The organism is Dictyobacter vulcani (assembly GCF_008974265.1).
Classification (GTDB): domain Bacteria; phylum Chloroflexota; class Ktedonobacteria; order Ktedonobacterales; family Ktedonobacteraceae; genus Dictyobacter; species Dictyobacter vulcani.
In genome coordinates, this window is the sequence record NZ_BKZW01000001.1 from 3,496,110 (window position 1) to 3,511,344 (window position 15,235).

The window sequence follows — 15,235 nt, forward strand, 5'->3', positions numbered from 1 at the left end:
ATAGGAGCAAATACATTTTCTAGTGTAAAGAACTTGTCGCATTAATGTGGCCATTTACTAAATGATGAAGGATAGGATAAATCAACACAGGAATTATCTTATTCTTCATTATAGTGATACATAAGTCCTATCATTAGACCTGGTAAAATAGTTGTTGTTCATAAGTGGTTATGTGCGCTGTAGCTGTGGCCTGCTCAACAGCGAGCGCACCCCGGACGGCAAAGCCTACTACTATCTCTTTGATGGCCGTGGCTCCATTGTCCGAATGACCGATAGCACAGGCGCTGTCGTCAATCAGTATGGGTACGATCCCTTTGGCGGAGATGCATCGCGCACCATCGTGGTCAACAACCCCTGGCGCTATGCGGGCGGCTACTATGAGAGCACCACCGGCCTCTACACGTTCGGCATCCGCTCTCTCGATATCCAGTTCAACCGCTGGACCCAGCGCACCCCGTCGGTGGCAGCTTGGCCGAGACGCTCAAGGCCCATTACATTTCGGTTAAGCCTTTTTATGGCTGAGAAAGACGTTGTGTAGAAAAGCAGCGAATCATACGTGGAGAGGGCGCCACACGCGGAGGCCGGCATGCGGCGTGATCGTTGAGCATCTCGCTCAACGAGCATCGCATGCCTGTGGCGCCTACACCGAGACGGATCCTGTTTCGCGATCCTTTGCACACCGGTACGGGTAGAAGCCACGCGCTCTCCCACCACGTTGCTGCGCGATCAGGCCACGGCACCGCCAACCACGATCCATGTAGGCGCCACAGCACTGCGCGTTGTGCTTGCACGCTGGCCTGCGCAAACGTCGCAGTGCGGCCTCCGCGTGTGGCGCCCTCTCCACGTACACCTTGCTTGCTGGTCACGTCGAACCTTCTCTCAACGTATCGCTACGTGAAAAGTATTAGCGACCAGCGCTGCCGGTACGACGCATCTGCCGCCGACCGTTGCTTCACCGAAAAGTATTGGCCCTTGCGGCAAACGTATTGTCTGCAAGGGCCAACCTGTATGAGTATGCTAATGAAATTATGATCTGTTAGCCGAACATGGCTGTCTTGACGATGCCGGGTATTTTCAGCCAGGAAGGGGCTTTTTCAAAGCGTATGAGTTTGGCAAAAAGCTTTGGGGAAATTTTGCCCTGTTTGGTAAACCAGGGAGGCACGAGGGGGCCACGGAAAGGTGCGTAAATCACGCTTTTCTGCGGCTGATCAAACATTAAAGAATTATGTACCACGCCATTGCCGGACCGGATCGCATAGATGTCGTGTCCAGGAAAGGCTCCCCAGGTGGTTGTGCCCAGTACAAACCCTGCTCCGGCCCAATAGTTGATACCAATGGTGCCATATCGCAGTCTGGCGATGGCTCGATCTATGGCAGTGGCTACCGCAGGATCTTTGAGTGAGCGCGGATGAACGAGCAAGGTAACGTTAAGCGTTCCCCAGAGTTGTTCATTCGCAAAATCCACCGCACGTTCAATATACTCGACGACCGTTGCGGCCTCCAGCGCGGTTTCTGCGAAAAGACTGCAGAAGGCTTCAGTGGTAAAGCAGATATCGTCTGACTGCGTGGCATCGACATCAGAGATCAAGGTCCAGGGGAGATCCTCATCATTGCTGGTTCCGAACTGATCTGCATCAGGATGGGCATCCAGGAATGCTTGATAGCGCTGACGTGCGCCTGGATAATAGGCTTTGCGGGTCGGGAGATGCGAGAGGACCTGGCGCAGTTGTTGCAGCAGTGGGAGCCGTTGTGACCAGTCTTTGTGCTGGATGATGACCCGGGTGGCATTACAGTTGTAGCCTGCGTTATTTGCCAGCATTGAGGCGATATGTTCGGCCTGAAAGGCGAGATCCTTCTGGTTCCAGGGTCCAGGGACCACAATAACTGGACTCACATTGCCCAGTTCGCCTGTGACGCGTTTCGTCACCAGGGGTTGTCGGTTCGCTTTCCGCTGCTGTCCCTCTTCACCAGGACCAAAGACAATGGCGTCAAATGTCTTGTCCGAACCTGTAATATGAATTTCATCGATATTGGGATGCTGGCACAGGTACGTGCCTTCTTCCGCACCACCATAGACAATGCGCAGATAGCCGGGCTTGATCAGTGACTGGAAGCTTTCCTCAAATAATGGTCCTAGATAAGCATTGACCGGATTCGCTTTAAAGAGGACGACCTGATTCTCGGTAAAGAGTTTATACAACACATCCAGTGGACCGATACTGGCGACGTTTCCTGCCCGAGCACCAGCGCCACTTTTCCTTTGAGTTCGGGATCGTGATAGCTTACGGCCTGGGTTGAGGCTAACGTCTCGGCGGTAACGCCTGGTTGCATCCAGATCTCTGCCTTGACCCCACTGAACAAAACTGGATCATAAGCGCGCCAGGGAAAAACCTGGGCCGTCACCTGACCGTCTGGTCGGGTATGGACTGGTCCTGGAATGTGTGGATGTCCATCTTGTTTGATATCGAGCAGCGCCTGCTTTAACTGCCGTAGACTATGTAAGAGCGTCCAGGCACCCGCCGACCACTCTTCACCCGCATAGAGTGAATCCTTTTGTAGTCCTTTGGCCTGTAAACTGGCGTCGACCCAGCGCGGTGCCAGCGCAGAAAAATCTGCAATCAAGGCATCAACAATCTCAATGCGTGTGGCAACGCTGGTCTGCACCCAATGATCTTTTTGTGCTACCAGTTCCTCAATCGCCACATCCATATTTGCGTAGCTAGAGGAACCCATGGCACTGCTCATAGCAGGAAATTGCGGCGCCCCATGGCGTGTATCAATCGTCATTGTGTCTTACTCCATCCCAGAGTAGCTCTCAACTGCTCTGATTTTCCTATCTCTGCTTATTTTATGTCAGAGACTTATAGATCGCAAGCTTAGTGTATGCCATGCCTGCTACTCCTAAATTGCTCAAAATGATCCCCGTTCATAATAGGAGCCGTAGTATACAGATCAAGTTGGGAGGCCAGGCGTACATCCTCGGCAAAGCCTTTTTCGCATAGCTCCTGACCACTCTCACAATTCCAGAGCAGGCTGGCTAGCTGATCCTGTGAGTGTACAAATGCACTGGCGCTAACCTGTGCATCAGGCGATTTGCTGTAAGGTAGCGCGGCCAGAATGGCTCCTGCCCCGAGAAAATCTTCGAGGGCAACCCGTAACTCTCCATCTTCGGTAGCGGGACGCCAGCGCTCGCCACAGGCTATCACGGTGACATTGAGTGTAGAGTGTTCTATTATCTCAGCGACCGCCCTGGCAACCGCCTGTGCATTTAATAACGAACCTGCAAAGAGAAATTGTATCTGTTGTGCATAACGGCTACAGGTCGCGCCATTTGGGGATTCTACTACGACACGAGTCCCGGGCTCTATCTGCAAAAAGGTGGGTGGTGAGAGTGAGAAACGCCCCTTGTGTGGTACTTCGTTGCGCCTGACTGCAACTTCACCCCCAACGCGGGTCGCCAGCGCGGCCGCATCGTCGTGATACGTGCAGGGATAAATAAACGCTCCTTGTTGAATGGCTACCGCCGTAGCGGTAGAAAAGCTTAAAATATCAACTACCACAACGATATCACCGCGTTGCGTGGCTTGAAGTACGCCATGGCGACCCCATGCAAGTGAACAACGATAGGAGGTCTTAACAGGCATCATGCTCACCTCTTTCTGATCTACGATACGTATGGTCAGGATGGCTCAATAATTATCTACATAGAACACGATGAATAGGAGTTTGCAGCGGTTTATTTTAACGATAGAAATCAGGGATACTGAAACAAATGTCGGTATCTCCGTTTGTGTGTTTTTGTTGTGCCATACTTAGACGGCCAGGTTACTACTATGTTACAATATGGTTCATCAAAAACAGAGACTATAACTTGGTATTGCCGTTATTTATCCTCTCTCTAGTAGGCCGTGTACAAGTATATTATGCCTTCACGTACACTTCAGGTAAGGAGTTAGCATGCCATCACAGGGTTATGTACGTTTTCCGAATATTTTCCAGGATCGTATTGTCTTTGTGGCCGAAGACGATCTCTGGCTAGTGTCAACCGCAGGAGGGCGAGCCGAGCGGTTAACGGCGGGTGTTGGTGAAGTTCGCTATCCCCATTTCTCGCCAGATGGTGAATCATTGGCTTTTGTGGGACGTGAAGAGGGTCCGAGCGAAGTTTATGTGATGCCGTCTGAGGGTGGGCCGGCCAGGCGTTTAACCTTTCAGGCCGGCAACTGTCGCGTACTGGGCTGGTCGCCCGATGGCGCTGATATCCTTTATGCAAGCAACTCAGGACAATTCGCTGGCCGTTTTGAAGTCATCTATGCGATCCAGGCGACCGGGGGCGAGCCACGCCAATTGCCTCTGGGTATGGCCAATGACATTTCGTATAGCTCTGATGGCGGCATGGTGATTGGACGCAATATCAATATTCGCGAGTTCTCACACTGGAAGCGCTATCGCGGTGGTACCGCAGGCCATCTATGGTGCGATCGCCAGGGTGATGGGACCTTTAAGCGTTTGTTACAACTGAGTGGCAACGTTGCCGATCCCTGTTGGATTGGCGAGCGCATCTATTTCCTGGCTGACCATGATGGGGTTGGAAACATCTATTCCTGCACCCCGGACGGCGAGGATCTGCGCCAGCATACGCAACATACAGATTTCTATGCTCGTCACCTTTCCAGCGATGGCAAGCGTCTGGTGTATCATTCAGCGGCCGATCTCTACCTGTTTGATCCGCAGAGCGAGCAACTGACACACCTGGAGATCACTTTGCCCAGCCTGCGCACCCAGCGCAGTCGCAAATTTGTGCCAGCCGCCAGTTATCTGGACACCTATGCACTGCATCCTCAAGGACAGATGCTGGCCCTGACCACGCGCGGCAAGGCCTTTACACTGGGTAACTGGGAAGGTCCCGTTTTACAGTATGGCGAACCAGATGGTGTGCGTTATCGTTGCCTGGAGTGGCTGAGCGATGGCAAGCATCTGGTCGGCATCCATGATGCGTCCGGACGCGAAGAACTAATTATCTTTACGCCTGATGCTTCAGTAGAGCCACAGACCTTTCCTGAGATCGAATTTGGCCGGGTCACGAACCTGATCGTTTCGCCAACTGAGAACGCGGTCGCGATCGCAAATCACCGCAACGAACTGATCCTGGTCAACCTCGATAAAAATACTTCACAGGTATTGGATCGTAGCGCGGCCGGGCGCATCCGTGGCCTTGACTGGTCCCCGGATGGAGCCTGGATCGCCTATGGCTTTGCGCTGACCGCGAATAAAGTTGCCATCAAGTTATGCCAGATTGAGACCGGTGACACGCATCAGGTCACCAATCCGATCCTGGAGGATACCAATCCAGCCTTTGATCCCGAAGGCAAATACCTCTACTTCCTGGGCCAGCGTATCTTTAATCCCGTCTATGATAATCTGCATTTCGACCTTGGTTTCCCACGTGGTAGCAAACCCTATGCATTGATGCTACGCAAGGATTTGCGCTCACCTTTTATTCCCGAAATTAAAAACTCTGAAGAGAAGGAAAAAGAAAAGGAGAAAGAGGAGAGCGGCGAGAAGGAAGTCGCCAGTGAGTCTGAAGATGGCCAGAATGGCAATGAGGACAACAAAGAGAAGCAGGAGGATGCGGCGAAACAAACGCCTGCTCTCGTCATTGATCTGGATGGGATCAGTGAGCGTATCCTGCCATTTCCAGTGGCTGAAGGTCGCTATGCCAGCGTGCGCGGCATAAAAGGCAAAGCGCTGTTCCTCTCCAGGCCAGTCGAGGGTTCCATCCAGCATACTTCCCATGGCAGAGGCACTCTTGAGTATTATGATTTCGATACCTATAAGACCGAAAAATTGTTTGATGGGGTTGGAAACTTTGATCTTTCGCTTGATCGCAAGATGCTGGTCTATAGTGCCAATCATCGTTTACGGGTAGTGAAAGCGGGCGAGAAACTCAAGCCGGAGAGCAATAATAGTGACCGTCCCAGCCGTGAGAGTGGCTGGATCGATTTCCAGCGCATTAAAGTTTCTGTGCAGCCATCCGCCGAATGGAAGCAGATGTTTACCGAAGCCTGGCGTTTGCAGCGTGAGCAATTCTGGGCTGAAGATATGTCGGGTATCGATTGGGATGGCATCTATAAGCAATACGCGCCACTGGTTGAGCGCGTGAGTTCACGTTCAGAGCTTTCCGATCTGCTCTGGGAACTCCATGGAGAACTGGGAACCTCACATGCCTATGAGATGGGTGGGGATGTACGCCATGGGCCCCACTATCGGCAGGGATTCCTGGGTGTGGATTGGACCTATGATGCTGAGCAGGAGCGCTATCGCATCGCTCAAATCCTGAAAGGTGATCCCTCGGAGAGCCAGACCACCTCGCCTTTTACCAGTCCTGGTTTGAATGTCAATGTCAATGATGCCGTGCTGGCGATCAATGGTCAGCGCGTCGGACCCGCCCGTGGACCTCAGGAATTGCTGGTCAATCTGGCCGGTCAGGAAGTACAGTTGACGATCGAGGAGGCCGAGAGCAAGAAGACGCGGGTCGTCGTGGTCAAGGCTCTTTCTACTGAGACCCCGGCCCGCTATCGTGAGTGGGTTGAGAGCAATCGGCGCTACGTCCACGAAGCCTCTAACAATCGTGTCGGTTATATTCATATCCCTGATATGGGTGGCAACGGTTATGCCGAGTTCCATCGTGGGTATCTCTCAGAATATGATTATCCCGCCTTGCTGATAGATGTGCGCTGGAATGGCGGCGGACACGTTTCTGGACTGCTCCTGGAAAAGCTGGCACGTCGTCGTATTGGCTATGATTTCCCACGCTGGGGCCAGCCTGAGCCCTATCCCAGTGAGTCACCACGCGGACCGATGGTTGCTTTGACCAATGAACATGCTGGTTCAGATGGCGACATCTTTAGCCATAGCTTTAAGTTGATGGGTCTGGGTCCACTGATCGGTAAAAGAACCTGGGGAGGTGTGATCGGGATCAATCCACGGCATAAACTGGTGGACGGAACCGTTACCACCCAACCCGAGTTCTCATTCTGGTTCAAAGATGTGGGCTGGAATGTTGAGAACTATGGTACCGATCCAGATATTGAGATCGATATCGCGCCCCAGGATTTTGTGCAGAAGCTGGATCCCCAGTTAGATCGGGCCATTGCTGAGGCCCTACGTCTGGCTGATGAATATCCAGCACTCGAACCTCAACCTGGTGAGCGTCCCCGCCTGGGTCGCTTATAAACCTTTTCAACATAGACAAAGAAACGCCTATCGCCATCTGGTGACAGGCGTTTCTTTGTCTATTTCTTATCCCAGGTCAAATCGCGACACTTTTGTGACATTCTGGTGATAGTTTCGCTACATCTGCATCTTATACTGACAGTGATTGATGTTATATGTCACAAATAAGAAAGGAACTACTTTGATGCAGCAACCATCTCGCGTCTGGCAGGAACACGCTCGCCAGCAGCAGGGCTATACGCCAGAAGAATATCCATCCGCCGCCTTTGATCCTCAGCAATATGAGCGTCAGTATAGTGTTCCGCAGATGGGGCAGGCCTATCAGCAGCGTCCGCCTCAACAGACTTACATCCCGCCGTTGTCCGCAGGTTATGCCGACTTTGTTTTTGTGCGTCTAGAGCCAACCATAGAGACAAGACTGGCTTCCGTACTTAGCTACCTGGCAGGCTGGTTAAGCGGGCTGGTACTGATCCTGTTTGTGCGAAACAATCGCTTCCTGCGCTTCCATGCCATGCAATCCCTTCTCTTCTTTGGCGGTTACACCGTCTTTTTCGTGACGTTTATCAGAATTATCGAGGCACACATCTTTCTTTTAAGTGGCTTTGCTATCTTTGCTTTTATCATGATGAATATCATTGCTGTTATTGGATGGTTTGTGGGTGTGATCGGGGCAATGAGTGGCAACTATGTCAAATTACCCTTTGTCGGTGAGTGGGCTGAACGCTTCGTGGATAATAACTCTACAGGTACAGTGAAGTGAGAAACGACTTGTGAGAAAAAGCTCGTTAACAAATAACTCCTCCTGGCTATATACCTTGTATGGATAGCCAGGAGGAATTATTGTATGGCTGATCTTGAATCTAGGCATTACCGGCTGTCTGGTGAATGTTAGTGAATTCGGCAGCGGTATTGGTGGTCATCAGCCCGGGTTGGGCTGGTCGGGCTGTTTCGAGCATCAAGAGCATCTCCTGGCCATCCAGGTAGATAATGGTCTGCTCTGGTTGTTGGACGAGGCGCAGGGTGTGCCACGTGGTAGGATCAAAGGTGGCGGGCAAAGAGAGGACATGATTAACAACAGGACTGATGTTGGCTGTCTCTATGGCCAGGCCCCAGCGTGCTTGCTGTTTAAGAAAGCATACCTGTAACTCTTCCTGCTCGCTATATTGCATCAGGATGCCGAAGGCTGGTATGGCCTCATCTTTGTGCTGGCGGATGCGCATAGTCGCGCTAAAATCGAAATGTTCAATGGACGCCCTGTTTAAAATCCTGTGTTCCGCAACTGTGTTTGCTGTCTGTACAAGTGTATTTTCCTGCATATGCCAATTTGAGATAACGGTCTGATCTGCAATCATTTGGGTGTTTTCCATCCTAATTGGGTCGTTGTATAACATTCATCTAAAAATTCATTATGGACTGCCTGGTCGGAGTAATGCCTTGGAAGGCGTTGATTTTGTGTTTGTTTGGATAAAGAATTTTTATGTGCTTTTTGTTTAAAAATATTTTTATCCACTTGCCGGGGTAAAACGGTTCCCATGGGTACTTTGCGCTTCTGGGAAGCCTGGACTGTAGAAAACAACACAGAGATTGTCTGAAACTCTAGCATATTCGCGCTGGCCCGTCAATTATACCTGCAACGAAATTTTGCGGGCTCATAGACCTGCAAGCGCGTTCTTATGCACCTCCAATGGTCATACCTTTTCTTACATAGCTCTGCCCACGGTGGGACTTTTTTCCTGAATTTTGGGGATAATCAAGTAGCTAGGCTTTCCTCCATTCCATCTTTACGTGCTTATCCGCCAGTTATATACATTGATCGAAGTGCACGCATGAGTGATGCTGATAAAAGGCCAGTCTATATAATGACCTTAAAGGAAATGTTAATGGATGACATGTTTGGTGTGCACCCGTCACATAGAAGTCATGTCGTGTGGTAGAAAGGATTGCTGTAGTGTTTGAATCTATAAAATATATTTCACGCCTGAATCGATCACTGCTATTTTTATTGGTTATGCTCTGTTGCGCTACGCCTTTGCTGAGTGTGTCTGCGCGCCAGAACGCTCCGATTGGAGCGCTGACGCATGTAGCAAAAGGCAAGTATATAGCGCGTTGGAAACTGAAAAGTCCTCCGGTTGATACAGACTGTCGCAAACAGATGCAGATGTCTTGCTATAGTCCAACTGAAATTCGCACAGCTTATGGCATAAATTCCATTCTAAATGCTGGCTATATCGGGACTGGAGAAACAATTGTCATTATTGATTCGTTTGGCAGTCCAGATCCTGAGAAGGATTTACATCAATTTGATACGGACTACAATTTGCCGGATCCCCCCAGTTTCAAAGTGTTGAGTCCTCTGGGAACCGTCAAATTTGATGCAAGCAATACTGATCAACTGGGTTGGGCGCAGGAAACAAACCTGGATATTCAGTGGGCGCACGCTATGGCTCCTGGCGCCAGTATTGTCCTGCTGACCAGTCCTGTCTCAGAGACCCAGGGTGTTCAGGGACTGCCAGATTTCTGAAATTGGAGCAGTATGCGCTGGAACATCATCTGGGAAAAATCTTCTCTCAGAGTTGGGGGGCGACCGAAGAGACATTGTTTACGCCAGCGGGCAAGAAAGTCCTCAATGATTTTGAGAAGTTTTATCAACGTGCCAGCAAGCATCACATTACCTTTTTAGCGTCAGCAGGAGATAGCGGCGTTTCCAATCCTGATGTCAATAACATAACCTATCCCTTTCCGACAGTTGGTTTCCCTGCCAATTCTCCATTAGTGACTGCGGTCGGAGGGACCAGCCTGTTTGCCGATACTTCTGGCAACTATCAGTCTGAGACGGTTTGGAATCAAGGTGTGGGTAGTTCAACTGGCGGTGGCTATAGCCGGTTCTACAGGGCACCGCAGTACCAGCAAAAATATCTTCCAGCCACGGTGAACAATCAATCCCATGGTTTTCGTGGTGTTCCTGATATTGCCTTCAATGGTGATCCCCTCACCAGTATCCCGGTATATCTCGGATTTATGCCCCAGCCGGGTTACTTTATGTTTGGGGGTACCAGTGCGGGGGCGCCGCAGTGGGCCGGCCTGATCGCCGACGCCAATCAGATGGCTGGACATCCACTGGGAAGCCTGAATGAGACCCTGTACAGAATTGGTTCTGATCCCTCTCTGGCTGCTCATGCCTTTAACGATATTACGCAGGGAGATAATAGCCAGGGACATATCAAAGGTTTCTCTGCCGCTCCTGGCTGGGATCCCGTGACTGGTTGGGGAACCCCTAAGGTCAGTTTTCTGTTACCGTTGCTGGTCAATCCACCCAGATCATAAAAGTTCCTGACCAGCGTATGTCTGTCCAATTATCCCGGGCCGTCCTTGCTAGCGAGGACGGTCTTCTTTATTATGAGGGGAGCTCATTTTTAACGTGCCAGACCTGCACCGAGCCATTGCCATTGGCGGAGACAACATGTTTGCTGTCTGAGAGCCAGGTGATCGCATAGGTTGAAGTTGTGCGCACTGGATAGATAGAGGCATTTCCGGCTGTCGCGGCATCCCAGATATGTACTTTTAAATCTTTACTACTAGAGGCGATCCAGTTCGCGTCTGGAGACCAGCGTACAGAATTGACCCAGGTTGTGTGGCCGCGATATTGACAGATAAGATGACCCTTGTTGAGCGGTTCCCAGATCTGGACTGTATTATCTTCGCCCGCGGAGGCGATGCGTGAGCTTTGTGGCGACCAATCGATGGCGCGTACCCAGCTAGCATGGCCACGATAGCCAAACAACTTTTTGCCTTGCTGCCAATCCCAGATATGAATATCGTGCCAGGCACCTGAGGCAATCACTTTGCCATTGGGCGACCAGGCGATGGCGCGCACCCAGTTTGTATGGTTGCTATACAGCAAATGTCGGTCACCACTATCGGCTTTCCAGATATGAATGGTGTTATCAGAGCCATTGCTGGCCGAAGCCAGATAGCGGCTATCGGGAGACCATGCCAGAGCTAGCACCATACCTTTATGTCCATCATAGGTAGTCTGGCGCTGACCAGTAGCGGTATTCCAGACATGAATAGCTTGATCCAGTCCAGCAGACGCGATCCAGCGTCCATCAGGTGACCAGGCAATCGTGGTGATGCTACCCAGGTGCTCTTTATAGAGTAAGAGACTTTCCCCGGTTGTGGCCCCCCGTATCTGAAGGACTCGATCGTGGCCCCCGAAGGCAATGCGTCGTTTGTCGGGTGACCAGGCAACGGTATAGACTGCTCCACTTCCCATTGTGCGCCCTGGTGATAGTTCTGTGTTGGTCTCGTGCGTGGATCCGGACGCAGGGACTGCTAGCGGCTCATATGGACTGGATGGAGAGGTAGTGGTCGTGCTGATCACTCTTTGTTCAGCGAGGGCCGCCTCCTCTAGCATATGCGCAAAATCCATCACGTTCTGGAAGCGCAATTTGGGATCTTTCTCCAATGCGCGCATAATCACCGCATCCAGAGCCGGCGTGATCTCTGGCAGCCCTTCTCTCAGCGAGGAGGGACGCGTAAAGGCATGCTGGACCACTACTTCTTCATAGGTACCCTGAAATGGGCGTGTACCACAGAGCCATTCATACGCAATGATTCCCAGTGCATATTGATCGCTGGCAGGTTGTGGTTTTCCTCGGGCCTGTTCCGGGGCCATATAGGCAATCGTACCTGATACATCGCGAAGCTCATTGCGTGAAGAGCTCTGGGCTACGACCGCCAGACCAAAGTCGCTCAACAGAATATCATCATTCTGTCCGAGCAGAATATTTTCGGGCTTGATGTCGCGATGTATTAGTTTGGCCCGATGAGCAAAATCTAACGCGCTGGCAATCTGCTTGATGAAATCCACTACCGTACGCACCGGCAGGCGGGTCCCTTTAGGATAGCGTTGGCGCATGGAGCCGTTTGGTGCATAGCTCATCACCAAAAACGGCACATCATTTTCCACTCCGAAGTCCAGGATACGTATAATATGCGGATGCTCGAGTTGCGCCACCATACGCGCTTCCTGGCGAAAATGCTGGACTTCATCGGGAGAGAAGCGCGTATCAAGTATTTTGATGGCGGCACAGGTGCCAAGGTGGATATGCTCGCCCAGATAGACATCAGCAAATCCTCCGTGCCCAAGCAATCGAGTCAGCCGATAATGACCAATGTGTTGACCGCTATGGTCGGACATACAAAATCTTCCTAGCGTGAATGTTGTTTGTTCGTTTGTGTAAAAGCAAAATATCTTTAACAAGAGTATAGACGGGATGACTTGAAAAGAAAAGGTTCTACGTTAAGTTTTCTCAGAAAGGCTCCTATTGAGCTTACAGTGAATTAGAACCCTTAGAAAGGATTTAAGAAATACTTAACCCTTTCCATAGAGTGCTGAAAACTGTATCCTATCTGCTTCTAGCAATCGTGTATATCTCAGAACGGAGAGAACACAAAATAAAGTTCCTCTCCCGACTTGAATAATTATCCAGTACTGAACATTTCTCAGTAAAATGAGTAGAGTTAGATTTGAAGGAGTTATCGTTATGACAGTTGCAAGCTTAATGACATTTGCTGCTATTGAAGTTGGTGCCATCATCTGGTGGTTGGTTGTTGGTCTGATCGCTGGTGCGTTGGCTGGACTGGTCATGCGCGGTGGTGGTTACGGTATCGTTGGTGACATCATCGTTGGTCTCGTAGGTGCTCTGGTTGGTGGATTTGTTGCAGGCTTGTTGGGCCTGGGTTCAAGCGGTTTTGTTGGTTCAATCATTATTGCCTTCATCGGTGCTTGTATCTTCATCGCCATCCTGCGCGCTGTTACCGGTAGCCGAAGTCGTAGCCGCCTCTAAGAAGTGCGTGCATACTGATCATTAATAACCTTTCAGAGATCCCCAACTGCCAGACAGTTGGGGATCTTTGCTTTTCGGTATAATTACCCGGAGCGATATGATATAGTGGGAAAAATATTCACCACGGTGTCTTTTTCCGTTTTTCCGCTAACTGGAGAGTAGTATTCATTATAATAAAGGTGAGATCTGACAATGTTTCATGTGTATCCAACGGATCGCGAGTCGCTGGAGCGGGACTGCGATCTCCATTTTTTTATTGCCAGCGGTCCTGGTGGTCAGCACCGCAATAAGGTTGAGTCCGGCGTGCGCCTCACACATCGCGCCACCGGCGTGGTTGTGACTGCGACTGAGCGTCGTTCGCAGCATGCCAATCGTGATGTGGCTTTTGAACGTATGGCTATGCGTTTAGAGGAACGCCAGCGACCACGTATCTCGCGTAAAGCGACCCGCCCAACCCTCGCCAGCCGTGAGCGGCGACTCGGTACCAAACGCATCCATAGTCAGCGCAAGCAGATGCGTTCGATGCCTAATGAATAGATGCATGGTGTGTTGTCTTTACTTGATTGAGAAAAAATAGAAGATAGCTGATGCAAGGAGTTTGCCATAATGTTCTGGGAAACCGTCTTCTTCTGTATGGTAGGTGCTCTGGTAACTGGCTTGTTCTGGGGATACAGTCAGCACTGGCAGGGTTTGTCTGGCCGCCTCAGTGCTATGCGGTATATTTTTTTGAGCTTATTTTGCCTGTCGACCCTTGTGCTGGCTAGCTGTGATCGGGGATCAGATCTCACTGCAAGTCAGCAGAGCACCCCAGTCACCTCAACAACCACAAAAGCGCAGGCCTCAGCCTCTCATAGTTGGGATGACTGGTTTACGTATCATCATGACGCAGCTCACAGCGGCTACCTGCCTTCCACACCAGATCCACAAAAGTTGGCCCAGGCCTGGAAAACCAAATTGAATGGTGCTGTTTATGCCGAGCCATTGATGGTTAAAAACCATGTGATCGTGGCCACCGAAGGGAACACTCTTTACTCGCTTGATCCTCAGACCGGGAATGTTACCTGGCAGACCAATGTCGGTGAGCCGGTGCAGCGCTCTACGTTACCTTGCGGTGATATCGATCCGCTGGGGATTACCGGCACACCTGTTTATGATCCCGGCAGTGGACTTATCTTTGCCGTGGCCGAGATCAGCGGCCCACAGCATATTCTGGTGGCGGTAGATGCTACATCCGGCAAAGTGCAGCAGCGGCGGAAAATAGATGTAGACGGGATGGATCCAGCCGTCTATCAGCAACGGTCAGCGTTAGCGCTGGCTAACGGTATGGTCTATATTGCTTATGGTGGCCTGGCGGGCGATTGTGGTAGCTATCGTGGTACTGTCGTAGCGGCGCACACAGATGGGAAAGGTGCCTTGCTTTCATATCGCGTGCCTACTCCCCGTGAAGGTGGTATCTGGAGTACCTCTGGCCCCATTATTAACACAGCTGGCAAAGTTTTTGTGTCGGTTGGCAATGGTGAAGTAACCAGTGGCGACTGGGATCACAGCGACTCGGTTCTGCGACTCTCGCCCCAGTTACAACTGGAAGATGGCTTTGCGCCCCGAGATTGGCAACAAGAAAATAGTAGTGACACCGACCTGGGTTCAATGGGTCCGGTCCTGTTAGCCAATGATCAGGTCTTTGTAGCCGGTAAATCTGGCAAGGGCTATGTCTTGCATGCCAATGCCCTGGGTGGGGTAGGTGGAGAAATATCTGAGACCCAGATCTGCAACGGCCTGGCTATGGGCGGAGGAGCGCAGGTGAACTCACAGGTATTTGTACCCTGTACTGATGGTGTGCGCAAGATCACGATTGCGCCAGATGGCAAAGTGTCCATTGACTGGCACTCTGATCAGATGAAACTCCCAGCGCTGATTGGTGGACATACCGTCTATGGACTGGATGGTGGTGGGAACCTGTATGCGGTCGATCTGGCGACAGGCAAGTCTCGTGCCAGCATCAGTCTGGGAGAGGATGTACCGCACTTTGCCACGCCAACCCTCTCTGGTAGAAGTTTGTTTATTGGCACCAATGATGGCGTGGCGGCCGTCACCTTCGCATCGTAAGCGAGCACATGGCACGTTCTTTTCTGCTTAACAACCAGGAACGTGCC

14 protein-coding genes are annotated in these 15,235 nt (G+C 51.1%); 8 read left to right on the forward strand and 6 right to left on the reverse strand.

The genetic code is table 11. From position 1 onward, the window contains the following. Nucleotides 1-154 precede the first annotated feature (154 nt). On the forward strand, nucleotides 155-538 hold the full coding sequence (locus tag KDW_RS14790; protein WP_151756669.1) for a hypothetical protein: 384 nt from the start codon (nucleotides 155-157) through the stop codon (nucleotides 536-538). Between the two features lie 102 nt (nucleotides 539-640). Here KDW_RS14790 and KDW_RS14795 read toward each other — a convergent pair whose 3' ends face one another. The 4 genes from KDW_RS14795 to KDW_RS14805 form a co-directional block, all read right to left on the reverse strand. Further along, nucleotides 641-844, reverse strand: coding sequence for a hypothetical protein (locus KDW_RS14795; RefSeq protein ID WP_151756670.1), 204 nt, complete (start codon nucleotides 842-844; stop codon nucleotides 641-643). Nucleotides 845-1,036: 192 nt separating this feature from the next. Continuing rightward, the gene (locus KDW_RS14800; RefSeq protein WP_162005244.1) at nucleotides 1,037-2,200 is read right to left on the reverse strand and encodes an aldehyde dehydrogenase family protein; all 1,164 of its coding nucleotides are present in this window, start codon (nucleotides 2,198-2,200) and stop codon (nucleotides 1,037-1,039) included. Continuing rightward, nucleotides 2,134-2,787 carry a hypothetical protein gene (locus tag KDW_RS31750; protein WP_162005245.1) on the reverse strand — a complete coding sequence of 218 codons (654 nt, stop codon included), beginning with the start codon at nucleotides 2,785-2,787 and terminating at the stop codon, nucleotides 2,134-2,136. The genes KDW_RS14800 and KDW_RS31750 overlap by 67 nt, the downstream gene beginning before the upstream one ends. Before the next feature lie 89 nt (nucleotides 2,788-2,876). Next, complete coding sequence (locus KDW_RS14805) at nucleotides 2,877-3,647, reverse strand: 2-phosphosulfolactate phosphatase (RefSeq protein WP_151756672.1); 771 nt, start codon at nucleotides 3,645-3,647, stop codon at nucleotides 2,877-2,879. A gap of 310 nt (nucleotides 3,648-3,957) precedes the next feature. Here KDW_RS14805 and KDW_RS14810 point away from each other — a divergent pair, with 310 nt between their 5' ends. Beyond that, entirely contained in the window at nucleotides 3,958-7,233 is a 3,276-nt protein-coding gene (locus KDW_RS14810) for a S41 family peptidase (RefSeq protein ID WP_151756673.1), read from the forward strand. Nucleotides 7,234-7,417: 184 nt separating this feature from the next. Next, nucleotides 7,418-7,993 carry a DUF4870 domain-containing protein gene (locus tag KDW_RS14815; RefSeq protein ID WP_151756674.1) on the forward strand — a complete coding sequence of 192 codons (576 nt, stop codon included), beginning with the start codon at nucleotides 7,418-7,420 and terminating at the stop codon, nucleotides 7,991-7,993. 100 nt (nucleotides 7,994-8,093) lie between these two features. Here KDW_RS14815 and KDW_RS14820 read toward each other — a convergent pair whose 3' ends face one another. Next, a complete protein-coding gene (locus KDW_RS14820; RefSeq protein ID WP_151756675.1) occupies nucleotides 8,094-8,585 on the reverse strand; it encodes a hypothetical protein in 492 nt (163 codons plus the stop codon). A 596-nt stretch (nucleotides 8,586-9,181) separates the two neighbouring features. Between KDW_RS14820 and KDW_RS31755 the strand changes: the two genes are divergently transcribed. Continuing rightward, entirely contained in the window at nucleotides 9,182-9,754 is a 573-nt protein-coding gene (locus KDW_RS31755) for a S8/S53 family peptidase (RefSeq protein WP_162005246.1), read from the forward strand. A 2-nt stretch (nucleotides 9,755-9,756) separates the two neighbouring features. Beyond that, the gene (locus tag KDW_RS14825; protein ID WP_162005247.1) at nucleotides 9,757-10,557 is read left to right on the forward strand and encodes a S53 family peptidase; all 801 of its coding nucleotides are present in this window, start codon (nucleotides 9,757-9,759) and stop codon (nucleotides 10,555-10,557) included. A 70-nt stretch (nucleotides 10,558-10,627) separates the two neighbouring features. On the opposite strand, the gene KDW_RS14830 is transcribed toward KDW_RS14825, so the two are convergent. Continuing rightward, nucleotides 10,628-12,433: a WD40 repeat domain-containing serine/threonine protein kinase gene (locus tag KDW_RS14830; protein ID WP_151756677.1), complete on the reverse strand. Its 1,806-nt coding sequence runs from the start codon at nucleotides 12,431-12,433 to the stop codon at nucleotides 10,628-10,630. A gap of 346 nt (nucleotides 12,434-12,779) precedes the next feature. On the opposite strand from KDW_RS14830, the gene KDW_RS14835 reads away from it, so the two are divergent. The 3 genes from KDW_RS14835 to KDW_RS14845 all read left to right on the forward strand — a co-directional run bounded on the left by KDW_RS14835 (nucleotide 12,780) and on the right by KDW_RS14845 (nucleotide 15,188). Further along, complete coding sequence (locus tag KDW_RS14835) at nucleotides 12,780-13,082, forward strand: GlsB/YeaQ/YmgE family stress response membrane protein (protein ID WP_151756678.1); 303 nt, start codon at nucleotides 12,780-12,782, stop codon at nucleotides 13,080-13,082. Nucleotides 13,083-13,274: 192 nt separating this feature from the next. Further along, nucleotides 13,275-13,619, forward strand: a complete 345-nt coding sequence (locus KDW_RS14840; RefSeq protein ID WP_151756679.1) for a peptide chain release factor family protein — start codon at nucleotides 13,275-13,277, stop codon at nucleotides 13,617-13,619. A 69-nt stretch (nucleotides 13,620-13,688) separates the two neighbouring features. Then, entirely contained in the window at nucleotides 13,689-15,188 is a 1,500-nt protein-coding gene (locus tag KDW_RS14845; RefSeq protein WP_151756680.1) for an outer membrane protein assembly factor BamB family protein, read from the forward strand. Nucleotides 15,189-15,235 lie beyond the last annotated feature (47 nt).

Coding starts and splice junctions, on each gene's coding strand:
- KDW_RS31750 (WP_162005245.1), bottom strand. CDS start 2,787: ATGACGATTGATACACGCCATGGGGCGCCGCAATTTCCTGCTATGAGC.
- KDW_RS14805 (WP_151756672.1), bottom strand. CDS start 3,647: ATGATGCCTGTTAAGACCTCCTATCGTTGTTCACTTGCATGGGGTCGC.
- KDW_RS14810 (WP_151756673.1), top strand. CDS start 3,958: ATGCCATCACAGGGTTATGTACGTTTTCCGAATATTTTCCAGGATCGT.
- KDW_RS14815 (WP_151756674.1), top strand. CDS start 7,418: ATGCAGCAACCATCTCGCGTCTGGCAGGAACACGCTCGCCAGCAGCAG.
- KDW_RS14820 (WP_151756675.1), bottom strand. CDS start 8,585: ATGATTGCAGATCAGACCGTTATCTCAAATTGGCATATGCAGGAAAAT.
- KDW_RS14830 (WP_151756677.1), bottom strand. CDS start 12,433: ATGTCCGACCATAGCGGTCAACACATTGGTCATTATCGGCTGACTCGA.
- KDW_RS14835 (WP_151756678.1), top strand. CDS start 12,780: ATGACAGTTGCAAGCTTAATGACATTTGCTGCTATTGAAGTTGGTGCC.
- KDW_RS14840 (WP_151756679.1), top strand. CDS start 13,275: ATGTTTCATGTGTATCCAACGGATCGCGAGTCGCTGGAGCGGGACTGC.
- KDW_RS14845 (WP_151756680.1), top strand. CDS start 13,689: ATGTTCTGGGAAACCGTCTTCTTCTGTATGGTAGGTGCTCTGGTAACT.